Source organism: Microbacterium sp. OR21 (genome assembly GCF_047306785.1).
Taxonomy (GTDB): domain Bacteria; phylum Actinomycetota; class Actinomycetes; order Actinomycetales; family Microbacteriaceae; genus Microbacterium; species Microbacterium esteraromaticum_E.
This window is the reverse complement of the sequence record NZ_JAZEXJ010000002.1, coordinates 112028-133487: the sequence shown is the minus strand read 5'-3', so window position 1 is coordinate 133487 and position 21460 is coordinate 112028. Positions and strand designations below refer to the sequence as shown.

26 protein-coding genes are annotated in these 21460 nt (G+C 68.0%); 11 read left to right on the top strand and 15 right to left on the bottom strand.

All coding sequences use genetic code 11. The features are described from left to right. Positions 1-52: 52 nt before the first annotated feature. Positions 53-739 (bottom strand): PAQR family membrane homeostasis protein TrhA, encoded by a 687-nt coding sequence (trhA, locus tag V2S04_RS05285; RefSeq protein WP_413638104.1) that lies wholly within the window; start codon positions 737-739, stop codon positions 53-55. Between the two features lie 137 nt (positions 740-876). Here trhA and V2S04_RS05280 point away from each other — a divergent pair, with 137 nt between their 5' ends. Continuing rightward, positions 877-1659 carry an isoprenyl transferase gene (locus tag V2S04_RS05280; protein WP_413637394.1) on the top strand — a complete coding sequence of 261 codons (783 nt, stop codon included), beginning with the start codon at positions 877-879 and terminating at the stop codon, positions 1657-1659. 177 nt (positions 1660-1836) lie between these two features. Next, a complete protein-coding gene (locus V2S04_RS05275) occupies positions 1837-3192 on the top strand; it encodes a PhoH family protein (protein WP_413637393.1) in 1356 nt (451 codons plus the stop codon). 141 nt (positions 3193-3333) lie between these two features. Here the strand turns inward: V2S04_RS05275 and V2S04_RS05270 are convergent, their stop codons facing one another. From V2S04_RS05270 to xseA, 8 genes are all read right to left on the bottom strand, one after another. Continuing rightward, positions 3334-3906, bottom strand: coding sequence for a PKD domain-containing protein (locus V2S04_RS05270; RefSeq protein ID WP_413637392.1), 573 nt, complete (start codon positions 3904-3906; stop codon positions 3334-3336). A 239-nt stretch (positions 3907-4145) separates the two neighbouring features. Next, positions 4146-4697 carry a hypothetical protein gene (locus V2S04_RS05265; protein ID WP_413637391.1) on the bottom strand — a complete coding sequence of 184 codons (552 nt, stop codon included), beginning with the start codon at positions 4695-4697 and terminating at the stop codon, positions 4146-4148. Between the two features lie 55 nt (positions 4698-4752). Further along, positions 4753-5610, bottom strand: coding sequence for an endonuclease domain-containing protein (locus V2S04_RS05260; protein WP_413637389.1), 858 nt, complete (start codon positions 5608-5610; stop codon positions 4753-4755). A 174-nt stretch (positions 5611-5784) separates the two neighbouring features. Further along, on the bottom strand, positions 5785-7179 hold the full coding sequence (locus V2S04_RS05255; protein ID WP_099196273.1) for a class II fumarate hydratase: 1395 nt from the start codon (positions 7177-7179) through the stop codon (positions 5785-5787). After that, positions 7176-7850 carry a carbonic anhydrase gene (locus tag V2S04_RS05250; protein WP_099196274.1) on the bottom strand — a complete coding sequence of 225 codons (675 nt, stop codon included), beginning with the start codon at positions 7848-7850 and terminating at the stop codon, positions 7176-7178. Before V2S04_RS05250 ends, V2S04_RS05255 begins: the two co-directional genes overlap by 4 nt. Next, entirely contained in the window at positions 7847-8488 is a 642-nt protein-coding gene (locus V2S04_RS05245; RefSeq protein WP_099196275.1) for a DUF4245 family protein, read from the bottom strand. Before V2S04_RS05245 ends, V2S04_RS05250 begins: the two co-directional genes overlap by 4 nt. Further along, complete coding sequence (locus V2S04_RS05240; protein WP_099196276.1) at positions 8485-8712, bottom strand: exodeoxyribonuclease VII small subunit; 228 nt, start codon at positions 8710-8712, stop codon at positions 8485-8487. Before V2S04_RS05240 ends, V2S04_RS05245 begins: the two co-directional genes overlap by 4 nt. A 43-nt stretch (positions 8713-8755) precedes the next feature. Next, positions 8756-10033, bottom strand: coding sequence for an exodeoxyribonuclease VII large subunit (gene xseA / locus V2S04_RS05235; protein WP_413637387.1), 1278 nt, complete (start codon positions 10031-10033; stop codon positions 8756-8758). 147 nt (positions 10034-10180) lie between these two features. Between xseA and V2S04_RS05230 the strand changes: the two genes are divergently transcribed. The 3 genes from V2S04_RS05230 to V2S04_RS05220 are packed head-to-tail and all read left to right on the top strand — an operon-like array spanning position 10181 to position 13027. Further along, on the top strand, positions 10181-11224 hold the full coding sequence (locus tag V2S04_RS05230; protein ID WP_413638103.1) for a 4-hydroxy-3-methylbut-2-enyl diphosphate reductase: 1044 nt from the start codon (positions 10181-10183) through the stop codon (positions 11222-11224). Beyond that, positions 11221-11760: a DUF6264 family protein gene (locus V2S04_RS05225; RefSeq protein ID WP_413637386.1), complete on the top strand. Its 540-nt coding sequence runs from the start codon at positions 11221-11223 to the stop codon at positions 11758-11760. The genes V2S04_RS05230 and V2S04_RS05225 overlap by 4 nt, the downstream gene beginning before the upstream one ends. A 19-nt stretch (positions 11761-11779) precedes the next feature. After that, the gene (locus V2S04_RS05220; protein WP_413637384.1) at positions 11780-13027 is read left to right on the top strand and encodes a hypothetical protein; all 1248 of its coding nucleotides are present in this window, start codon (positions 11780-11782) and stop codon (positions 13025-13027) included. A 115-nt stretch (positions 13028-13142) separates the two neighbouring features. Here V2S04_RS05220 and fbaA read toward each other — a convergent pair whose 3' ends face one another. Further along, positions 13143-14171: a class II fructose-bisphosphate aldolase gene (gene fbaA / locus V2S04_RS05215; RefSeq protein ID WP_413637382.1), complete on the bottom strand. Its 1029-nt coding sequence runs from the start codon at positions 14169-14171 to the stop codon at positions 13143-13145. A gap of 181 nt (positions 14172-14352) precedes the next feature. Between fbaA and glpX the strand changes: the two genes are divergently transcribed. Both glpX and V2S04_RS05205 read left to right on the top strand, forming a co-directional pair. After that, entirely contained in the window at positions 14353-15339 is a 987-nt protein-coding gene (glpX, locus tag V2S04_RS05210; RefSeq protein WP_099195588.1) for a class II fructose-bisphosphatase, read from the top strand. Between the two features lie 106 nt (positions 15340-15445). Further along, positions 15446-15724 (top strand): hypothetical protein, encoded by a 279-nt coding sequence (locus V2S04_RS05205; protein WP_413637381.1) that lies wholly within the window; start codon positions 15446-15448, stop codon positions 15722-15724. A gap of 25 nt (positions 15725-15749) precedes the next feature. Here the strand turns inward: V2S04_RS05205 and V2S04_RS05200 are convergent, their stop codons facing one another. Both V2S04_RS05200 and V2S04_RS05195 read right to left on the bottom strand, forming a co-directional pair. Further along, on the bottom strand, positions 15750-16133 hold the full coding sequence (locus V2S04_RS05200) for an ankyrin repeat domain-containing protein (protein WP_413637380.1): 384 nt from the start codon (positions 16131-16133) through the stop codon (positions 15750-15752). Positions 16134-16158: 25 nt separating this feature from the next. Next, complete coding sequence (locus tag V2S04_RS05195) at positions 16159-16749, bottom strand: 3'-5' exonuclease (protein ID WP_413637379.1); 591 nt, start codon at positions 16747-16749, stop codon at positions 16159-16161. A gap of 105 nt (positions 16750-16854) precedes the next feature. Here V2S04_RS05195 and ychF point away from each other — a divergent pair, with 105 nt between their 5' ends. Continuing rightward, positions 16855-17928, top strand: coding sequence for a redox-regulated ATPase YchF (ychF, locus tag V2S04_RS05190; RefSeq protein ID WP_413637378.1), 1074 nt, complete (start codon positions 16855-16857; stop codon positions 17926-17928). A gap of 23 nt (positions 17929-17951) precedes the next feature. Here the strand turns inward: ychF and V2S04_RS05185 are convergent, their stop codons facing one another. Beyond that, positions 17952-18332, bottom strand: coding sequence for a hypothetical protein (locus V2S04_RS05185; RefSeq protein ID WP_413637377.1), 381 nt, complete (start codon positions 18330-18332; stop codon positions 17952-17954). Positions 18333-18415: 83 nt separating this feature from the next. Between V2S04_RS05185 and V2S04_RS05180 the strand changes: the two genes are divergently transcribed. Next, complete coding sequence (locus V2S04_RS05180) at positions 18416-18985, top strand: AAA family ATPase (protein WP_413637376.1); 570 nt, start codon at positions 18416-18418, stop codon at positions 18983-18985. A 168-nt stretch (positions 18986-19153) separates the two neighbouring features. Here V2S04_RS05180 and V2S04_RS05175 read toward each other — a convergent pair whose 3' ends face one another. Beyond that, positions 19154-20098: a DMT family transporter gene (locus tag V2S04_RS05175; RefSeq protein ID WP_413637375.1), complete on the bottom strand. Its 945-nt coding sequence runs from the start codon at positions 20096-20098 to the stop codon at positions 19154-19156. Further along, the gene (locus V2S04_RS05170) at positions 20095-20661 is read right to left on the bottom strand and encodes a TetR/AcrR family transcriptional regulator (RefSeq protein WP_413637373.1); all 567 of its coding nucleotides are present in this window, start codon (positions 20659-20661) and stop codon (positions 20095-20097) included. The genes V2S04_RS05175 and V2S04_RS05170 overlap by 4 nt, the downstream gene beginning before the upstream one ends. A 216-nt stretch (positions 20662-20877) precedes the next feature. Between V2S04_RS05170 and V2S04_RS05165 the strand changes: the two genes are divergently transcribed. Together V2S04_RS05165 and V2S04_RS05160 are read left to right on the top strand one after the other, a co-directional pair. Further along, the gene (locus tag V2S04_RS05165) at positions 20878-21159 is read left to right on the top strand and encodes a type II toxin-antitoxin system RelE/ParE family toxin (RefSeq protein WP_413637372.1); all 282 of its coding nucleotides are present in this window, start codon (positions 20878-20880) and stop codon (positions 21157-21159) included. Next, positions 21134-21454, top strand: coding sequence for a HigA family addiction module antitoxin (locus V2S04_RS05160; protein WP_413637371.1), 321 nt, complete (start codon positions 21134-21136; stop codon positions 21452-21454). Before V2S04_RS05165 ends, V2S04_RS05160 begins: the two co-directional genes overlap by 26 nt. Positions 21455-21460: the final 6 nt, after the last annotated feature.

Sequence of the window (21460 nt, the reverse complement as noted above, 5' to 3'; positions counted from 1 at the left end):
GCGGGTTACCTTCCGCGACGGCATCCGGGCGCCGGGCCGCCGTCAGGGGGTGTCAGCCGCCGAGACCGAGCGAAGGGGAAAGCGGGTCGAGCGAGATGAGCAGGCAGGCCGTCCAGTGGCAGAGGAAGGCGAGCACTGTGCAGACGTGGAAGATCTCGTGGAAGCCGAAGTGCCCCGGCCACGGGTTCGGCTTCTTCATCGCGTAGATGATCGCCCCGACGGTGTACAGCAGCCCGCCGACGCAGACCAGCACCATCATGGCGACGTTGGCCTGCACCAGGTCGACCATGTACATCACGGCCGCCCAGCCCAGCGCGAGGTACAGCGCGACGTACAGCCAGCGCGGTGCGTTGATCCAGAAGACGCGGAACAGGATGCCCAGCACCGTGCCGCTCCACACCACGGTCAGCAGCACGAGGCCCTTCTCGGGTGGCAGGGCGAGCGTTGCGAGCGGGGTGTAGGTGCCGGCGATCAGCAGCAGGATGTTCGCGTGATCGATGCGCTTGAGGACGGCCTTCGTCGTCGGGCCCCAGTTGAAGCGGTGATACAGCGCGGAGTTGCCGAACAGCAGCAGAGACGTGGCCATGAAGACCGCCGCCGCCCACTTGGCCGGCACACCCTGCGCGAGGGCGATGAGCACGATGCCCGCGGCGATCGCGACCGGGAAGGTGCCCGCGTGGATCCACCCTCGCCAGCTCGGCTTCACCTCCGCCGCGGCATCCACCGCGGCCGCCTCCATCAGGGGCAGCTCAGGGACGTCGGCGTTGCCGGAGGATCGGGTGCTCACCCGCTCACTCTACGTTCGGCCGCATGCCGCCCGCGGTACATGTTCTGAGTGCTGCGCGGGCTCGGCGCCGGTGGCGGTAGCGTAGGCACGTGACTGCACGCGAGAGCTCGGGAAGAGGTCCCCTCTATCGGCTCTACGGGAGACGCCTGCGACGTCGCATCGATGTGTCGAAGGCGCCGCACCACGTCGCGATGATGATCGACGGAAATCGCCGGTGGGCGCGGCAGCTCGGCTTCGACAGCGCCGCAGCCGGGCATCGCGCGGGCGCCGCGAAGATGCGAGAGTTCCTCGGCTGGTGCGACGAGCTCGGCATCGGCGTCGTCTCGCTTTACCTGCTCTCGGCCGACAACCTGCTCAAGCGCGACTCGAAGGAGATCGGCGACCTGATCGAGATCATCGCCGAGCTCGCCGACTCGCTGGCCGAGCACGGCGAGTGGCGGGTGCAGCACGTGGGACGCGCCGACATCCTGCCTCCGGAGCTCTCGCACGTGCTGGCGGATGCCCAGCGGCGCACCAGCGGACACACCGGCCTTCATGTGAACCTCGCCGTCGGCTACGGCGGGCGCAACGAGATCGTCGATGCGGTGCGCAGCATCATCGCCAAGCACAACGCCTCCGGCGGCTCCCTGGAGGATCTTGCGGCGCAGCTCACTCCGGAGATGATCGGCGAGCACCTCTACACGGGAGGACAGCCCGACCCCGACCTGGTGATCCGCACCAGCGGTGAGCAGCGGTTGAGCGACTTCCTGCTCTGGCAGAGCGCGCACAGCGAGTTCTACTTCGTCGAGGCGCTCGGACCCGACCTGCGCGAGGTCGACTTCCTGCGCGCCATCCGCGACTTCGCAGACCGCGACCGCCGCTTCGGGCGATGAGTCGTTCACCGCAGGTTCGGCGACACGCCACACGCCGTTGACCCTTCCGATGAGCTCGAAGGCTTACGTTCATGGCATCGGACACCGTGTCCGATCGAGTCGGCCCCAAGGTCTGCGACTCGTGGCCATGGCCGACTCGCTGCAGAGCCGGGAGCACATCCCGGGTGGGAGTGGATCGTGACCACACGTACAGCACAGCAGCAGTCCACGTCAGCAGCCCGAGCCGTGTCACACGATGACACGGCTCTTCGCACATATGTGCTCGACACCTCGGTGCTGCTGAGCGACCCGCAGGCCCTGTTCCGCTTCGCGGAGCACTCGATCGTGCTCCCCGTGGTGGTGATCAGCGAGCTGGAGGGCAAGCGCCACGATCCCGAACTGGGCTACTTCGCCCGTCGCGCTCTGCGCCACCTCGACGAGCTGCGCATCGAGCACGGTCGCCTGGACTTCCCGGTCGAGGTGGGCGACGGCGGCACGCTGCGCGTCGAGCTCGGCAATGTGGACATGTCGGTGCTGCCGGCGGGCATCCGGCTCAGCGACAACGACAGCCGCATCCTCGCGACGGCCGCGCAGCTCGCGAATGATGGACAGAACGTCACGATCGTGTCGAAGGATCTGCCGATGCGGGTCAAGGCCGCATCGCTCGGTCTCTCGGCTGAGGAGTACCTCGCCGAGCAGGCGGTGGATTCGGGCTGGACGGGTATCGCGAGCCTCGACCTGTCGGGCGATGAGATGAGCGACCTGTACGAGAGCGAGGTCGGTCTCAGCGATGAGGTTCGCGGCGTGCCGGTGAACACGGGGCTGATCATCCACTCCGAGCGCGGGTCGGCGCTCGGTCGCGTCGTGGGCGATGGCGAGTACCGCCTGGTGCGCGGTGACCGCGAGGTGTTCGGCATGCACGGGCGTTCGGCCGAGCAGCGGATCGCGATCGACCTGCTGCTGGACCAGGAGGTCGGCATCGTCTCGCTCGGCGGACGAGCCGGAACCGGCAAGTCGGCGCTGGCGCTGTGCGCCGGCCTCGAAGCGGTGCTCGAGCGACAGCAGCAGAAGAAGATCATCGTCTTCCGTCCGCTGTTCGCCGTCGGCGGGCAGGAACTCGGCTACCTGCCCGGCGACCAGGGCGAGAAGATGAACCCCTGGGGACAGGCGGTGTTCGACACTCTCGGATCGGTCGTCTCGGGGAATGTCCTGGAGGAGGTCGTGGCGCGCGGGATGCTGGAGGTGCTGCCGCTCACGCACATCCGCGGTCGGTCGCTGCACGATGCGTTCGTCATCGTCGACGAGGCGCAGTCGCTGGAGCGCAACGTGCTGCTGACCGTGCTCAGCCGCATCGGGCAGAACTCGCGGGTCGTGCTGACGCACGATGTCGGGCAGCGTGACAACCTGCGCGTCGGCCGATACGACGGCATCGCCAGTGTGATCGAGACGCTCAAGGGACACGACCTGTTCGGCCACGTGACGCTGCAGCGCTCGGAGCGATCGGCCATCGCCGCACTCGTCACCGAGCTGCTGGAGGGCGGCGAGCTGAGCTGACCGCTGCGTTGCGGGGCCGACACGCCAGATGACGGACGTTCTTCGCGAATCCGTCCGACATCCGGAGTGCCGGCCCCGTTTCGTGTTCGCGGCGGTGCGTGGAGGTTCGGGCCTGGACGTGCGTGGTGGGTGGTGTCGTCGTCAGCAGCCGGGCGCGGAAGGCAGTTCGGCGCAGGTGTGCGCGACGAGGGCGGTGTGCGCCTCGAAGATGCGGATCTGCTGCGTCGGACCCGGGATGTCGAGCCGGCCGTCGATGGGGAACCAGCCCACCCCGAGGTCGATCTCAGCGGTGTACGCGATGTCGACGCGAGCGTCGTAGGTGCCGCGGTCGGTGTAGGTGTGGCTGGTGTCCGTCGGTGTGAACTGCGCCTGTCCGAGGCTCTCCCAGCTCGAGCCGGGGGAGGAGGTCGTATCGCTCTCTCCGTCGCCGTAGTGGAACGTGTACGACACGGGCGTGAACCGGACATCGATGGGGAAGCCGAACAGCTCCCCGGATCGGACGTGGGTCTCCGCCTCGGTCACGAAGTTCGTGGGCAGCCCGGCGACGCCGAGGTTGTCAGGCTCGCCGAGGATGGTGCCCTTGGCGGGCGAGAAGCTCGCCAGATCGGTGATCGTGATCGGCGGCAGCCCGGGTGACTCCTCACCCTCTTCGGGCTCAGCGTCTTCGCTCGGAATGCTGTTCTGCCAGCAGCCCCGATAGCTGTCCCAGTCCACCAGGCATTCCTCGAACGGCGTCGGCGCATCCGGGGTATAGCCGATCGTCGCGTTCGAGCCCCCGCCTCCGCCCTCTCTATTCGGCCTCTGGCCTGGCTGCCCTCCTGCCGTGGACTTGCCGGAAACTTGAACGACGTCTCCATTGATGGTGGATCCGCACCCGGTGGACGCGATGCCGCAGGAGGGAGGTGGGGCTGCGCTGCCAGGGATGAGGGCCGCCGCAATGAGAATGGTCGTACCTAGCCCGGGCATGGAGTGTCATCTCCCGTAGTGCGCGATACCTTGACGCCGCGCGCGCCCTGAATCTCGAAATCCACCAGCAACGACTGCACGTCTGCGCGATTGGCCGGGACCAACGACTCACCCTCAGCGTCGACAAGATCAGTTGCAGACACATCGACGCAGACGTGCATGGAGACCTTTCCAGCTGGCAGATCCGCTGCTAGTGGTTTAACGCTTGCAACCTTCGAGGCGCCAGACATAGTGACTCCCCGCGCCTGAAGTTGAGTCAGGCTTTCGCGGATCGCGATGTACGCGTCGTCAACCGTCAAGTTGTAGACCGGCTCGAAGGTCGCTTCGTCAGCGAGATCAATGCTGTTCTGGGCTTTCACGAAAGCCCGGTAAGTCTCCTCCGCGGCTGCGAATGCTTCCTCGTCCGTGGCGAAGGCGGCCGTCTTCGTGGGCTCAGGAGTCGGCTTCGCTTCGGGGGTGCATGCGGACAGCATCCCGACCAGCAGACCCGCGACAGCCACGGCAGAGCCCGTGCGCACAAGGGTGGTCGTCATCGTCACCGCACCACGCTAACCCGGATGAGGGGAGTGGCGCTGGAGTTATCCACAGCCGACCTCACGCTCGCTGGGCCGTCCGCTGCAGTGCCATGGCGATCGATGCCTGCACGGCAGGCCAGTCGTGGATGATCTGCGCGTAATCGAATCGCAGGGTCTCGTATCCGAGGGCGGACGCAGCGGCATCCCGGATCAGGTCCTTGTGCCGCATCGTCGCGCCGTCATGATTCTCCTTGCCGTCGACCTCGATGATCAGGCGACCGCCGACGACGAAATCGACTCGTCCGACGCCGAGGATGTTGACTTGGCACTCCAGCGCGATGCCCAGCAGGTGCAGGCGCAGACGCAGCAGCGACTCGAGTCCGCTGTCGGCGTCCGGTCGTGCGAAGTCCACGAGCCACCGAGCGCGGGCTGGCAGACCGGCGCGCACCTGGTCTCGTTGCGAGCGTGACAGAAGGCGCTTGCGCCAGGCCGACTCGAATGCCGCGAAGAATGCCTCGTCCCCCTCGCATTGACGAAAGTGCAGCAGTGCACTCACCAGCGAGGCCATGCCCAGAGGCGGGGTGCCCTGCTGATAGTGGTTGATGCACCGGCATCCGGAATGATCGCGGGTGTGACGGCCCGGGCCCATCCAGACGTGCACCGCGTCCGAGTCCGACAGGGTCCAGACTCCTGATCGGCGCAGAACATTGACGCAGGTGAGCGCGCCGCCGTGGACGACCGCCGTGTGAACATCATCGGCGAGGGCCTTCGAGGCGAACACGCCGGGCCGCACGCGCCGGATCTCGCCCCTCGCCACGCACGCGGCCAGGTGGCGCCGGTCGAAGCCGAGGGTCTGCAGGTGCGCGCTGCGAGCGACACCTCCGAGGCGGTGGATCGTGTCGGAAGCCGAGAGCATGGCATCCACTCTGAATGCCATGTGGCCGCCGGACTGCACCGATTCACGGGGATTGGGGACAAGCCACCCGACTTCCCGGGTTGTGGACAGCGCTCCGATGCACAGAAATCCCCGCTCTGCACACGGATCACGGGGATTCATGTGCAGAACGGGGAAATCTGTGCAACCGCGCGCCGGCGCGGCGCGAAGGCCGGGTCAGCCCGCGTGCGTCATGGACAGGAGGTCGAGCTTCGCGTCGAGCTCCTCCTCCGAGATCTCACCGCGCTCGACGTAGCCGAGGTCGATGACCGCGTCGCGCACCGTGATGCCCTTGGCGACCGAGTGCTTCGCGATCTTCGCCGCGGCCTCGTAGCCGATGACCTTGTTCAGCGGCGTGACGATCGACGGGCTCATGCCCGCGAAGGCGGCGGCGCGCTCGACGTTTGCCTCGAGGCCGTCGATGGTCTTGTCGGCCAGCACGCGCACGGCGTTCGAGAGCAGACGGATCGACTCGAGCAGTGCGGTGCCCATCACGGGGATCGCCACGTTGAGCTCGAACGAGCCCGAGGCGCCTGCCCAGGCGACGGTCGCGTCGTTGCCGATCACGCGCGCGCAGACCATGAGCACGGCCTCCGGCACGACGGGATTGACCTTGCCGGGCATGATCGACGATCCGGGCTGCAGGTCGGGGATGTGCAGCTCGCCGAGACCCGTGTTCGGCCCCGAGCCCATCCAGCGCAGGTCGTTGTTGATCTTCGTCAGCGACACGGCGATGGTGCGCAGCGCGCCCGAGGTCTCGACGAGGCCGTCGCGGTTCGCCTGCGCCTCGAAGTGGTCCTTCGCCTCGGTGATCGGCAGCTCGGTCTCGGCGGCGAGCAGCTCGATGACCTTCTGCGGGAATCCGAGGGGTGTGTTGATCCCGGTGCCGACGGCAGTGCCGCCGAGGGGCACCTCCGCGACGCGGGGCAGAGCCGACTGCACGCGCTCGATGCCGAGACGGATCTGGCGGGCGTAGCCGCCGAACTCCTGCCCGAGGGTGACCGGCGTCGCATCCATGAGGTGCGTACGACCCGACTTCACGACGCCCTTCCACAGCTCGGCCTTCGTCTCGAGGGCGACGGCGAGGTGGTCGAGCGACGGGATCAGGGTGTCGATGAGCGCCTGGGTCACGGCGATGTGCACCGACGTCGGGAAGACGTCGTTCGACGACTGCGACGCGTTGACGTGGTCGTTCGGGTGCACGGTCGAGCCGAGGATCCCGGATGCCAGGTTCGCCAGCACCTCGTTCATGTTCATGTTCGAGGAGGTGCCCGAGCCGGTCTGGTACGTGTCGACGGGGAACTCACCGTCGTGCTTGCCGGAGGCGACCTCGTCGGCGGCCTGAGCGATCGCGTCGGCGATCGCGCCGTCGAGGGTGCCCAGCTCCTTGTTGGCGAGGGCCGCCGCCTTCTTGATGCGGGCGAGAGCGGCGATCTGAGTCGACTCGAGACCCTTGCCCGAGATCGGGAAGTTCTCGACGGCGCGCTGGGTCTGCGCGCTGTACAGCGCCTTGGCGGGCACGCGCACCTCGCCCATGGTGTCGTGCTCGATGCGGTACTCGATGTCGGTCATGCCGATACCTCCTCAGAAGCGGGGATCTGCCCCTCGGTGTCGATGCCCACAGTGACGACGGGCACCGCGGTGCCCTCTGCGAGACGGTAGTTCGCGCCGACGATGCCCAGACGGCCGGCGGCGACGGCGTTGCTGATCATCTCGGACGAATGCAGCAGGTCGGCGACGGTGTTGCGCAGGTGCTCGCGTCCGACGAGCTCGGCGTCGATGTCGGCCGGCGTGGTGCCGCCGGTCTCCGCGAGCACCTTGCGGGCCGCGGGGACGATCGGTGCGATGAGCTTCCAGATGCCGGCGGGCAGCGGAGCGGAGTCGATGGCGGTGCCGTCGATGGCGGCGCGCACGGCGCCGCACGAGTCGTGAGCGAGCACGACGATCAGGGGGACGTTCAGGATGCCGACCGCGTACTCCAGGCTGGCGACGATCGACTCGCCGATCACCTGCCCCGCATTGCGGACGACGAACAGGTCGCCCAGGCCCTTGTCGAAGATGATCTCTGCCGCCAGCCGCGAATCCGAGCATCCGAACAGCGTCGCGATGGGCGCCTGCCCATCAGCCAGCTCGTGTCGCTTCTCCACATCCTGGTGCGGATGCGCAGGCGTGCCGGCGACGAATCGCCTGTTGCCGTCGAGCATCTCCCGCCAGGCCTCAGCGGGGGTGAGCGTTGCGGTCATTCGGCCTCCTTCAGGTCGTCGATCTGTGCGGACAGGGTCTCTGCCAGCTCGGCGGTCGCCTCGGGCGACTGCGAGCCGTACAGCAGGACGTAGTCGGGTCCGGCCTGGATCCCGATGGCGTAGGAGATGTTCGCGGTGCCGCGGTCACGCAGGTCGAACTCGTCCCATTCGCGACCGTCGATCGTCGTCGTGCCGTTCGGCGCCATCCCGTCGAGCACCTGCGGGGCCCAGCCGACATCCGCTCCGAACGCCTGCGCGACGCGGATGAATCCGCGCTCGTCGTCTGCGGCCGGGGCGAGTGTGATCGTCCAGACGGGCGTCGCGCCGCCGCTGAGAGCGGCGTCGTTGACCCGCCAGTAGTCGTCGGCCTCGACCACGAGGGCGGGGCGCTGCATCGACGTCTCGACGTCGGTGGCGATCGCGGCGACGTCGATCGGGGGCCGATCGGGAACCTCGCCGCGCGGCACGCCGAGCACCACGATCGCCACGACGCCGACCGTGACGATCAGCGCGGCGATGAGATTGCGGAACGTCTGGCTGGAGCGGTAGACGCGGCTCGCCTCAGCCTTGCGGTCGGCGGTCTCCTGGGCGGTCTCCGGGCGGCCGAGCCCGGCGACGACGCGCGGTTCGCGGCTCATTCGCCGGCTCCGGATGCCGAGTCGCGGGCAGCCTCGAGACGGCGCTTCGCGCCGAGCAGCCACTCCTCGCAGCGGGCGGCGAGCGCCTCACCGCGCTCCCAGAGGGCGAGGGAGTGCTCGAGCGTCGGGGAGCCCTGTTCGAGCTCGGCGACCACGCGCACGAGCTCATCGCGTGCGGCCTCGAACGACAGTGCTTCGACAGGGGAGTCGCTGGGGGCAGTCACACCCCCATCCTACCGGCGTGTCGGACACCCCCGATCCGGCCGCTCAGCCGGATTCGGCGACCGGTCCCTCCGATACGGCGCGCACCGACCCGCGGTCGACCGTGACGGTCAGCGGCGTCCCGGCCGGCGCATCGGCGGCGTCGCTGAGGATGCGTCCGTCGTCGAGGTGGGCGATCGCATATCCGCGCGCGAGGGTGGCGGCGGGGGAGAGGGCGCGCAGCGACGCGCGCAGCTCGGAGGTCGTTCGCTGTGCGGCATCCACCGCCCTCGTGACGATGTCGCGGCCGCGGGATGCCAGCAGCCACACCTCCTGCGCGCGGTCGTCGATGATCGGATCGGGTGAGCGCAGCACGGGTCGCGAGCGCAGCTGCTCGAGCTGTGCGATGTCGTGCGAGACACGCTGCGTCAGGCGGGTGGTCGCCCGCGCGCGCAGCTGCGCGACGATGGCGCGCTGCTCGCCGACATCCGGCACGACACGCTTCGCGGCGTCCGTCGGCGTCGACGCGCGCAGATCGGCGACGTCGTCGAGCAGCGGGTGATCGTTCTCGTGTCCGATCGCGCTGACGACGGGGGTGGACGCCGCCGCAACGGCGCGCACGAGCCGCTCGTCGCTGAAGCCGAGGAGGGTCTGCGGGTCGCCGCCGCCTCGGGCGATGATGATGACGTCGACCTCGGGATCGGCATCCAGGCGCCGCAGCGCGGCCAGCACGTCGGGAACGCATCGATCGCCCTGCACGGTGACGTGCTCGGTGCGGAAGCGCACCTGCGGCCAGCGCAGCTCGGCATTGCGATGCACGTCCTTCTCGGCATCCGATCGCTCGCCGGTGATCAGGCCGATGCAGTGCGGCAGGAACGGCAGCGACTTCTTGCGCGATGAGTCGAACAGCCCCTCCTGACGCAGCTGCGTGCGCAGCTTCTCGAGTCGTTCGAGCTGGTCGCCGAGGCCGACGTGCTTCATCGCAGAGACGACGAAGCTGAAGTCGCCGCCCTTGACGAAGTAGTCGGCCTTGACGGCGACGACGACGTGGTCGCCGACGGCGATGTCTGCGGGGATGCGCGGCCGCACACTCGACCACACCCGGATCGAGATCTGCGCGTCGGAGCGGGTGTCCTTCAGTCGGGCGAAGACGTTGCCGCCGCGCAGGTTCCACGACGTGATCTCGCCCTCGACCCACACCGTGTTCCATCTCGCGATGAAGTCCCGGATGGTGCCGTTCAGCCGCGCGACCGAGGTGGGAGCCGCGGACGTCGAGTCGCGGGGCGCCACCGAGTCGGCGGGCGGCGGCTCGCCGGGGATCGCGGCGGCTTCGAAGACGGTCATCGGTCCATTCTCACGGATGCCGCCGACACGGCGCCCACAGTCGGACCCCGCGGCGGCGCAGCCCCGGGCCGCTCCCGGCCCCTGGACAGGTGGCGTCGGTAGACTGCAGGGGTGAGTTCAACCGCTGTCTCGCTGCCCGTGCCGCACATCCCGACCCGTCGTCGCGCCCCCGAGCGCGCCCGTCTCGAGAACCGACCGGTCGACGGCGAGAAGCGCGTGCTGCTGGCCGCGCCCCGCGGCTACTGCGCAGGCGTGGACCGCGCGGTCGTAGCGGTCGAGAAGGCGCTCGAGCGCTACGGGGCTCCGGTGTACGTGCGCAAGCAGATCGTGCACAACATCCACGTCGTCACCGAGCTCGAGCAGAAGGGTGCGATCTTCGTCGAGGAGGTCGACGAGGTGCCCGAGGGCGCACACGTGGTCTTCAGCGCGCACGGCGTCTCGCCGGCGGTCGTGCAGGGCGCCGCGGATCGCGGTCTGCACGCGATCGACGCGACCTGCCCGCTCGTCACGAAGGTGCACCGCGAGGCCGTGCGCTTCGCCCGCGACGACTTCGAGATCCTGCTGATCGGTCACGAGGGCCACGAAGAGGTCGAGGGCACGGCCGGTGAGGCACCCGAGCACGTCACGATCGTCAACTCTCCCGACGAGGCCGACACCGTGGTCGTGAAGGACCCGAACAAGGTCGTCTGGCTCTCGCAGACCACGCTGTCGGTCGACGAGACGATGGAGACGGTGAACCGCCTGCGTGCCCGGTTCCCCGAACTGCAGAACCCGCCGTCCGACGACATCTGCTACGCCACGCAGAACCGTCAGGTGGCGATCAAGAAGATCGCGAAGGACGCCGACCTGGTGATCGTCGTCGGCTCGGCGAACTCGTCGAACAGCGTGCGCCTGGTCGAGGTCGCGCTCGAGTACGGCGCGAAGGCCGCGTACCGGGTCGACTACGCCGACGAGGTCAGGCAGGAATGGCTCGACGGCGTGCGCACGATCGGCGTCACGAGCGGCGCGTCCGTGCCCGAGGTGCTCGTGCGCGAAGTGCTGGAGGCCTTGGACGAGGCGGGCTACGCCGACGTCGAAGAGGTGCGCACGGCGGAGGAGGACCTCATGTTCTCGCTGCCGAAGGAGCTGCGTCAGGACACGTCGGGCAAGCGCGACGAGCGCGCCCTGGGAGGTCGGGTCTCGCGCGCATGAGCTTCGATCGTCCGCAGTACGGCGAGTACGCGTCTCCGGAGGAGCAGCGTGCGCGGGCAGGCCTGCCTCCGCTGGGCACCCAGCCTGGGGCAGCCGAGCCGGCGGCCTCTGTTCCCGACCCCACCCCCTCCGCCGCACCGACCGCGAACCGGACCGCACCCGCGCGCCCGGTCGGACGCCTGGTCACCTTCGTGCTGCTCGGGTTCGGCCTGGTCAACGTGCTCTCGTCGATCCCGCAGTTCGTGAACATGGCGTCGACCCTGAACGAGTCGATGCAGATGCTCGGGATGGACGGCGAATTCACCAACTACGCGGCCGCGCGCACCTGGGGCGTCGTCGCCGTCGTCATCCTGCTGGCCGGCTACGCGACGACCGTATGGCTGTCGTTGCGTCAGCTCAAGCGCGGCAGGTCGGCCTGGTGGATCCCGCTGGTCGGCTTCGTGGTGACGATGTCGCTGGTCTCGGCCTGCATCTCGGTCGTGATGTTCAGCGACCCGGCTTTCACCACGGGACTGCTGACACCTCCCGTCGAGTGATGCCGGGTAGCCTCGAGGGGTGACAGCAGAGCAGATCGCGTTCCACGTCAGCTACGCCTCGGTCGAATCATCCGCGGGGGATGACCCGACCCCGATCGCGGCGGACCTGCTGCGCACGGAGCGTGTGCTCGCGGCATCCCGCGGCTTCGACGGTGACGAGGCCGTCTTCCTGATACCGGTGACCGAGAGCGGCCACGTCGTCGCTCTCGACGACGACGACCGCCTGCGTTTCGACCTGAGCGCTCTCGAACTGCAGCGACTGTTCGAGGCCGCCGCGCTCACGCTGCATCTCGACCTGACGGACGACGCGCTCGAGGAGGTCGATCAGGAGCTCGATGAGGAGTTCGGCGCGGCCTTCGAGCAGCTCGACGATCCGGCCGCCGCCTCGGAAGACCTCGCGGGGTTCGGGATGCCCGATGCCGACGACGACATGGACTGCGATCTCGCACCGGTGCGGGTGGCGGAGTTCTCGCGACGCGGGCCGTGGGGCGCGCGGATCACCGCGCAGGTGACCGGCGTCGACGTCGACTACCTCGAGGACGGAACCTGGTCCCTCTACCGGTACGCGACCGACCAGCCGCACATGGCGCTGTCCGGCGGCCGTGCCGACGAGCCGATCATCGAGCTGAACCTTCCGCAGCACGGCGACGCCTGGGTCGAGGTCACCGCCGGTGGGCGCACGGGCATGTTCTGGCCGAACATCGAACGGCTCACGCAGCCGGTGCTCGACATCGACGCGATCAGCGTGCCCGAGAGTGCGGACGTGTACCGCCGCATGCTGCTCGAAGCCGACGGCACGACCGAGGAGCTGCAGGGGCTGGGACTGGGCGAGGCGGTCGACGTCGAGGCGGCGACGCGCGCGTGCGCCCCGGAGGCGCTGGGCGGCACGGCGGGCGAGCTGGATCGCGTGAGGGCATTCGTCGCGGCGTTCGGCGTGCCGGAGGCGCTCATCGCCGCCGGTGTCGATGTGCAGACGGCCGGTCGCCGCTTCACGCCGCGCGGCTGGCCGCGCACTGTGGCAGACCTCGCCGTGGCGGGGATCGGCGAGACCACGTCGCTGACCCGGCGAGAGCGACCGCTGCCGCGCGCGGCACGGTTCGTGCGCGAACGCCCGGCCATCGGCGCCGCGATCAGCGCCGCCGAGCTCGCCGCGGGAGTCGCGGCCAGCCGCACCCGCTCTCCGCTGGTGCGCGGGCTCGGCGTGCTGATGATCGTCGACGCGATCATCGACCTGGCGATCTGGGCGCGCCGCGCGCTCTCGCGCTGAGCGCGCCCGCCGACGACGCGGCCCGGTACCGCACGCGGTGCCGGGCCTCGCTGATGAGAAAGAGGGATGCCCCGGACCGGTGGGTCCGGGGCATCCCTCTCAGGCGTGAAGAGCGTCAGCTCTTCGACTGGCCGTACGAGCCCAGCTGACGGGTCGACTCGACGACGCGGGCGGCCATCGCCGACTCGGCGATCTTGCCCCAGGCGCGCGGGTCGTACTGCTTCTTGTTGCCGACCTCGCCGTCGACCTTCAGGACGCCGTCGTAGTTCTTGAACATGTAGTCGGCGATCGCGCGGGTGTACGCGTACTGCGTGTCGGTGTCGATGTTCATCTTGATCACGCCGTTGGCGACCGCGAGGGCGATCTCCTCATCGCTCGAGCCCGAGCCGCCGTGGAAGACGAGGTCGAGCGGCTTCGGGCCGGTGCCGTACTTGGCGGCGACCTCGGCCTGGATGTCACCGAGCAGCTCGGGACGCAGCTTCACGCCACCCGGCTTGTACACGCCGTGAACGTTGCCGAAGGTGAGGGCGGCGATGTAGCGGCCCTGCTCGCCGAGGCCGAGCGCCTGGATGGCCTGGTCGACGTCGTCGAACGTCGTGTACAGCGCGTCGTTGGAGCCTTCGTGCGCCACGCCGTCCTCCTCACCGCCGACGACGCCGATCTCGACCTCGAGGATCGCGTTGATCGCCTTCATGCGGGGCAGCAGGTCCTTGGCGATCTCGATATTCTCGTCGAGCGGCACGGCCGAGCCGTCCCACATGTGCGACTGGAAGATCGGGTTGCGGCCGGCCTTGACCTCTTCCTCCGACGCGGCGATCAGCGGCTCGACGAAGCCGGCGAGGGCGTCCTTGGGGCAGTGGTCGGTGTGCAGCGCCACGGTGACGGGGTAGTTCTTGGCGACCTCGGTCGCATAGCGGGCGAAGGCAAGGGCGCCGGTGGCGCGGGCCTTCACGGTGTGGCCGGCGAAGTAGTCGGCGCCGCCGGTGGTCACCTGGATGATGCCGTCGGAGCCCGCCTCGGTGAGACCCTGCAGGACGGCGTTGATCGTCTGCGAGCTCGAGACGTTGAAGGCGGGATACGCGAAGCCACCGGCCTTCGCGCGGTCGAGCATCTCTGCGTACTGTTCCGGAGTGGCGACGGGCATGAGTTCTCCTGCATCTGTCGGTCGGGGTCATGCTCACTTTAGCCCGCAGGTGAGCGGATCCCGCTGTGGTTACGCCGCCTCGCCCCCGGATCTTTATCACGCGGCAAGAACAGCGTTTCCTTCGTGCTCGCATCGTGAAAACTCGCGGTTTTCGACTGGTCTCGTCACTATGCTGACCCACATGGTGAGCCTCTCAGCCGATCTCAGCCCCCTGCACCCCGACCGCAACCTCGCGATGGAACTCGTCCGCGCGACCGAGGCGGCCGCGATCCGCGCGGTGCCGTTCATCGGCCGTGGCGCGAAGGAGGCAGCGGACGGCGCCGCCGTCGACGCGATGCGCGCCTTCCTCGGCACCGTCGACTTCCAGGGGCGCGTGGTGATCGGCGAAGGCGAGAAGGACAACGCGCCGATGCTCTTCAACGGCGAGATCGTCGGCACGGGGCGCGGTCCTGAATGCGACATCGCCGTCGACCCGATCGACGGCACGACCCTCACCGCCGACGGCCGGCAGAACGCGCTGTCAGTGCTCGCCGTGTCGGACCGCGGCACCATGCTCGACGCCTCGAGCGTGTTCTACATGGACAAGCTCGTCACCGGTCCCGCAGGCGTCGGCGTCGTCGACATCCGCAAGCCCATCGGCGAGAACATCCGCCGTCTCGCGAAGGCGCTCGGCAAGCCGGTCGACGAGATCGTCGTCTCGGTGCTGAACCGACCGCGCCACGAGAAGCTCATCGCCGAGATCCGCGAGGCCGGCGCCGGCACCCGCCTGATGAGCGACGGCGACGTCGCCGGCGGCATCAACGCAGCCCGCCACGATGCACGCACCGACATGTGCGTCGGCGTCGGCGGCAGCCCGGAGGGCATCGTCACGGCCTGCGCAATCAAGGCACTCGGCGGCCATATCCAGGGAGTGCTCTGGCCCCGCGACGACGACGAGCGCCAGCGCGGCATCGACGCCGGGCTGGAGTTCGACAAGGTGTACGAGGCCGACGACCTGGTCAAGGGCAACAACACGATCTTCGTCGCCACCGGCGTCACCGACGGCCAGCTCGTGCGCGGCGTGCGCCGCGAGAACAACTACCTCTACACCGAGAGCGTCGTGCTGCGCGGTGCGTCGGGCACGCTGCGGCGCATCGTGTCGGATCACCTCGTCTCGAAGTGGCTCTGACGCGGGCATCCGACCCCGCATCCCGGCTTTCCCAGACAGCCCTGGCAGAATAGGCGGTGCCGGCGCGACCTGCGCGCCGGAATGGTCATGAAGAGGAGCGCTCGGGATGTCGTCGAACGAGTCGTCTGAGAACCCGAGCCGCGCACAGCACATCACCACGAAGACCGGTCGCATCCTCCGGGTCACCGAGGAGCAGATCATGGCGGCGCAGCAGGCGAAGGCCGCCGTGCAGCCCGGTTTCGATCCCGCACGACGCGCCGACGTGCTCTTCCGTGTGCGCCGCGCCGAAGGCCATGAGCTCAGCTCGTGGTGGTTCATCGGCGCGTTTCTGGCGACATCCGGCGTCGTCATCGCGCTGCTGTCGTGGGTCCCGGGCGGCGCGTGACCCATCGGACGCCGTCGCGGAGTTCTCAGTAGGAGTCGAGAACGGCGCGCATGTCGCTCAGGCCGAACTGGTCGGCGATCTGCTTCGCGCTGTGCCCACCGGCATCCTGATCCGCGCCGGCAACGAGCAGCGCGCGCAGCAGCGGCTCATTGCGGCGGAACACGGCGCAGGAGATCGCGGTCTGACCGTTCGCGTTGACGGCATCGAGGTCGGCGCCGCGCGCGATCAGGTCGGCGACGGTCTCGAGGTGCTCGGCATACGCCGCGACGATCAGCAGCGTGTCCTGACGCGGATTGCGCACATCGACCGGCACGCCGGCATCGATCATCTCGCCCAGGGGGACGGTGCGGCCCTGGCGGGCCAGGTCGAATACGCCCTCGATCACCTCGAGGCTCAGTCCGTTCGTCACCTGACCATTGTGTCGGATGGGACGGTCAGGCCACGCGTTCGAGCTCGCAGACGAGCGGTGCCGACAGCGCGACTCCCAGCGCACCGCTGAGTGCCGCGATGTCGTCGACCAACGCACGGCGCGCGGCGTCGATGACGATCTGCGCGCACGCACGCGCATCCGCGAGCGCATCGTGATGCGGGAAGTCGCCGAATCCGGCGGCTGCTGCGGCCAGCGGCAGCCGGTAGGAGTCGAGGTCGTACGTCTTGCGGGCGACGGCCAGCGAGCACAGCGAACGGTACGGCGGCGCCTCGAGGCCGGTGGCCTCGCATGCGCGACGCAGAACGTTCAGATCGAATCCGGCGTTGTGCGCGACGAGCACGTCGTCGCCGGCGAATTCGCACAGCCGGCTGAGCTGCTCGGCCCAGGTCGCCGCTGCGATGACATCGTGCGGGTGGATGCCGTGGATGCGGGTGTTCCACTCGTTGAACTGGTCGTGGCCCGCCGGTGGACGGATCAGCCACCCGGTCTGCGCGACGACCTGGCCGCCACGAACCCGGACGAGCCCGACCGAGCAGGCGGAGGCGGGACTGGAGTTCGCCGTCTCGAAGTCGATAGCAGTGAAGTCCAGGGGCACGGATCCAGCATCCCCGGGCATCCGGATGCCGCACGTCAGACTCGCCGTAGGCTGACCAACATGAGCGATCCGCGCGCTCATCCTGCGCCGGTAGACTCGTATCCCGTGGCTCTCACTATCGGAATCGTCGGCCTGCCCAACGTCGGCAAGTCCACCCTCTTCAACGCGCTGACCAAGAACGACGTGCTCGCAGCGAACTACCCGTTCGCGACGATCGAGCCGAACATCGGTGTGGTGAACCTGCCCGACCCGCGTCTGCAGGTGCTGGCCGGCATTTTCGGCAGTGAGCGCATCCTGCCGGCCACGGTGTCGTTCGTCGACATCGCGGGCATCGTGCGCGGTGCAAGCGAGGGGGAGGGCCTGGGAAACCAGTTCCTCGCCAACATCCGTGAGGCCGACGCCATCGCGCAGGTGGTGCGCGGGTTCGTCGACGACGACGTCGTGCACGTCGAGGGCGCCGTCGACCCGAAGAACGACATGGAGACGATCAACGCCGAGCTCATGCTCGCCGATCTGCAGACCATCGAGAAGGCGCTGCCGCGCTTCGAGAAGGAAGTGAAGCAGAAGAAGACCGACCCGGCGGTCCTGGATGCCGCGAACGCGGCGAAGGATGCCCTGGAGCGCGGTCAGCTGCTCTCGACGGCGGGCATCGACCTCGCGCCCATCAAGGAACTCGGGCTGCTGACGGCGAAGCCCTACATCTACGTGTTCAACGTCGACGAGTCGGTGCTCACCGACGATGCGAAGAAGGCCGAACTCGAGGCTCTCGTCGCGCCCGCGCGAGCGGTGTTCCTCGACGCCAAGATCGAGTCCGAGCTGATCGGGCTCGACCCGGAAGACGCGCAGGAGCTGCTGGAGGCGACCGGGCAGACCGAATCGGGTCTCGACCAGCTCGCCCGCATCGGTTTCGCGACCCTCGGCCTGCAGACCTACCTCACCGCCGGCCCCAAGGAGTCGCGCGCCTGGACCATCCCGCAGGGCGCCAAGGCGCCGCAGGCGGCGGGCGTGATCCACACCGACTTCGAGAAGGGCTTCATCAAGGCCGAGGTCATCTCGTTCGAGGATCTCGTCGCGACCGGCTCCGTCGCGGAGGCTCGCGCCAAGGGCAAGGCGCGCCTCGAGGGCAAGGACTACGTCATGCAGGACGGCGACGTGGTGGAGTTCCGCTTCAACGTGTAGCGGAAGCTCCGGGCAGTTTGCGTTCAGACCACCCGCGGGTAGTCGATCGTCAGCAGACTGTCGTCGCGGATGTCGCGGAGCACGTCCTCGGTGAGATCTCCCACTCGGACACCTCGAGCGTGGGAGGGCACGACATCGTCGTCCTCAGGGCTCCACGCGCGGAGCACAGCGACGCGCGAGACGTTCGAGACGTGGTCCGGCATGTCGCGCAACCACCCGAGCCACACGTCGGCTTCGATCTCACCGTGGACCGTGAAGGCTGCGGCGTTGATCGCCCACAGATTGGCGGCGCACATGCTCTCCATCTTTCCGCGTTCGACCGCCACCGTGCACACCGCTAACGGTGACGTAACCCGGTGGAGTTCCGCTTCAACGTCTGAGCCAACCCGGTCGTCGAGCGACACTTCGTCTCGCTTCGCTCGCTCAGTGCGGGTCTCAGCGAGACGAAACGCAGCACCGTAGGCTGGACTGCAGCCACGGCCCGGAGGTGAGGATTGCCGACGATGACAGACAATGCCGGATTGCGGATCGCGTGAGTGGTCATCTTGTCGTGATCTCTGGTCTTCCGGGGGTCGGGAAGACCAGTGTCGCTGAGATCGCCGCTGCACTCGTCGGCTCCGTTCACCTGTCCATCGACGCGGTGGAGGAGTCGATGCTCTCTTGCGGGCTGCCCGTGAGCCGGCAGGTCGGCGTCGCCGCGTACGAGGCGACTCGCGCGATGGCGGAATTGAATCTGCAACTCGGTCGCAGCGTCATGGTCGATGCAGTGAATGACAGCGAACCGGCTCGCCAGACCTGGCGGACTGCGGCTTCGAGGACGGGCGCGCGCCTAGACTTCGTGCACCTCGTGATCACGGACGCAAGAAAGCACGAGCAGCGGCTTCGCAACAGGGATCGTGGTCTCGCCCATGTCGGCGAGCCGGCGTGGGCGGACGTTCAGCGGCGTCGTGCCGATTACGCGGCGTGGTCAGATAAGGTCTTGGAGTTCGACACGACAGCACGAACGGCGGATGAGGTCGCACGCGCGCTCGTGTCCCGCCTCAGCGCGAAGCAGTGAGCGGCCGGAGTCAGCCGGTGATATGCCTACCCCTGATGTGATGCGGTGGAGTTCCGCTTTTCGCTCTAACCTCTACGCGCACCTTTTTTGGGCCGTACCAAGTGATTCGATCCCGGTACTGGGATGCATCTCCAGGTCTTGCCCGCCGTCTATCTCAGGCTGACTGATTCAGGCTTCCTGACTTATCGGGAGCTCGCGCGAACGCGACGGTTCGGCGGCACGCGCCTTCGTCGCAGGTGCGAGCGAGAGGACCAGGAGCGAGGCGCAGATGCCCGCGAGTCCAGCCCATGCGAGGACGGGGAGGCGCTCGCCGACGATGGCCACGGCCAGGAGGGCGGCGATCGCGGGTTCAGCGAGCGTGAGCGTTGTCGCGGCGCTTGGAGTGACGCGCGTGAGGCCGTACCCGAAGAGCAGATAGCCCAGGAACATCGGGATCAGCGCCATGTAGATCCCGACCATCATGGCTTGGGTGGAAGCGATGAGCGGTGCCCCGGTGAGCAGGAGCACGGGCATCAGGGCGATGCCGCCCAGGCCGAAGACAGCGCCCATCGCGGCCGCGCGCCCGACCCCGCGGTTCATGAGGCGGTGAGCGCTCCACGAGTACATGGCGTAGGTCGCGCCGGCAACCAGGCCGAGCACGACACCGGCGATCGTGGGGAGTGTCTCGTTCGGCCCGTCGTGCACCTTCGCAGCGCACAGGATTGCGCTGCCCGCGATGCCGAGCGCCGCTGCGAGCATCCACCAGCCGCTGAGCCTGCGCCGCTCGATCACTCGTTCCAGGAGACCCGAGGCGATCGGGGCGGAGCCGAGGGAGACGACCGTGCCGACGGCGACGCCCGCCAGATGCATCGAGCTGTAGAAGGCCAGCGGGTAGATCATCACGGCTGCAGCTCCGGCGATCACTGTTCGACGATGCGAGGACAATGCGGGATGCTCTCTGCGGAGCGAGGGGGCAGCGATGGCGGCCTGCAAGATGCCGCCGATGCCGAGCGCAGCCGCGCCCATGGCCAGCGGGCCTACTGCCGGTGCGAATGTCGCCGCAGTCCCGGTGGTACCCCACAGGCAGGCGGCGGCGAGCACCGCGAAGATGCCAGTGAAGGAACTTCGCTTCACAGTGCGGCCAGCATCCGCGATGCGATGGCCCGGGCGTGCTCCAGGCGCGCAGGGGTGCCCTCGAGGCCTGACCGTGCGACGGCTCCTTCGAGGAGGAAGCTGAAGTGCTCGGCCAACTCCAGTGCCTCGGCTTCGGTGGTCATGGATTCCAGGTTCTCGGCGAGAATCTTCTCCACCTGCTCTTTGTGCGCGCGTACGGACGAGCGGGCGGGATGTCCGGCCGGAAACTCGGCGGCCGCGTTGAGCAGCCCGCATCCTCGAAAGCCCTTGCTGTGGTCGTCGTCCGCGTGGACGATGTAGGCGTCGAAGACTGCCAGGACCCGGTCCGCGGCTGTCGAAGCTTTCGCAGAGCGTTCCCGATGGAGGTCGAGCCACTCCTCGTGGCGGGCGTTGATGTAGGCGCGGACGAGCTCCTCCTTGGAGGAGAAGTTGTTGTAGAGGCTCTTCTTCGCGACACCGGCCTCAGACGTGATCGTGTCGATCCCTGTCGCGTGCACGCCGTCCTCGTAGAAGCGTCTCGCCGCAGCATCGAGCAATCGCTCCCGCGCTGATCCCTGAGTCATGTCGCACACTCCGGTGGTAGTTAGACCAGTCTACATACCAACTGAAGGGTGATTCGACATCTGTGCTCGTGGATGAGTGTTGCCGGAAGGCTGCGACGAGATGGCCTGACGTGTTCCATGAGGTGTGCACTCGCACAGGTTGTTCCGTGCCTGGACTCGGTGGAGTTCCGGTTTAACGTCTAGCGTCAATGACGGAGTCCGTTATATGCTGGGCTCGTGATCAGATCGTTCGGGAGCAGAGACACCGAGCGCATCTGGCACGAGCAATACGTCAAAGGCATCGATCGAGTGTTGCAGCGGGCGACGTTGCGGAAGCTTGAACTGATCCACGCCGCGAAGGATGTCGAAGATCTTCGCATCCCTCCCGGGAACTGTCTGGAGCAGCTGACTGGCAACCGTCGTGGTCAGCACAGCGTCCGTGTGAACGCGCAGTGGCGTATCTGCTTCGTCTGGAGAGATGGAGGTGCGGAAGATGTCGAACTCGTCGACTACAACTGAGATGGGCCTGATCGAGCCGATTCACCCGGGGGAGATCCTCATGGAGGACTTCATCGTCGGCTTCGGGATAACGCAGAACAAGCTGGCCGTATCGATCGGCGTTCCGCCGCGCCGGATCAACGAGATCGTGCACGGCAAGCGTGGCATCACGGCAGACACGGCGATCCGTCTGGCGCGCTACTTCGGCACCTCGGAGGAGTTCTGGATGAACCTTCAGTCGAACTATGAGTTGCGCCTCGAACGCCGGGCGCTGCGCGACAAGGTCGCGGAGATCACGCCGTTGAAGGTCGCCTGACCGGCT

Excerpts from the sequence above, each read along its gene's own strand:
- V2S04_RS05245 (WP_099196275.1), bottom strand. The coding sequence starts at position 8,488 with ATGAGCCGCGAACCGCGCGTCGTCGCCGGGCTCGGCCGCCCGGAGACC.
- V2S04_RS05225 (WP_413637386.1), top strand. The coding sequence starts at position 11,221 with ATGAGCTTCGATCGTCCGCAGTACGGCGAGTACGCGTCTCCGGAGGAG.
- glpX (WP_099195588.1), top strand. The coding sequence starts at position 14,353 with ATGGTGAGCCTCTCAGCCGATCTCAGCCCCCTGCACCCCGACCGCAAC.
- fbaA (WP_413637382.1), bottom strand. The coding sequence starts at position 14,171 with ATGCCCGTCGCCACTCCGGAACAGTACGCAGAGATGCTCGACCGCGCG.
- V2S04_RS05255 (WP_099196273.1), bottom strand. The coding sequence starts at position 7,179 with ATGACCGACATCGAGTACCGCATCGAGCACGACACCATGGGCGAGGTG.
- xseA (WP_413637387.1), bottom strand. The coding sequence starts at position 10,033 with ATGACCGTCTTCGAAGCCGCCGCGATCCCCGGCGAGCCGCCGCCCGCC.
- V2S04_RS05160 (WP_413637371.1), top strand. The coding sequence starts at position 21,134 with ATGTCGAACTCGTCGACTACAACTGAGATGGGCCTGATCGAGCCGATT.
- V2S04_RS05205 (WP_413637381.1), top strand. The coding sequence starts at position 15,446 with ATGTCGTCGAACGAGTCGTCTGAGAACCCGAGCCGCGCACAGCACATC.
- V2S04_RS05250 (WP_099196274.1), bottom strand. The coding sequence starts at position 7,850 with ATGACCGCAACGCTCACCCCCGCTGAGGCCTGGCGGGAGATGCTCGAC.
- V2S04_RS05260 (WP_413637389.1), bottom strand. The coding sequence starts at position 5,610 with ATGGCATTCAGAGTGGATGCCATGCTCTCGGCTTCCGACACGATCCAC.
- trhA (WP_413638104.1), bottom strand. The coding sequence starts at position 739 with ATGGAGGCGGCCGCGGTGGATGCCGCGGCGGAGGTGAAGCCGAGCTGG.
- V2S04_RS05170 (WP_413637373.1), bottom strand. The coding sequence starts at position 20,661 with ATGACTCAGGGATCAGCGCGGGAGCGATTGCTCGATGCTGCGGCGAGA.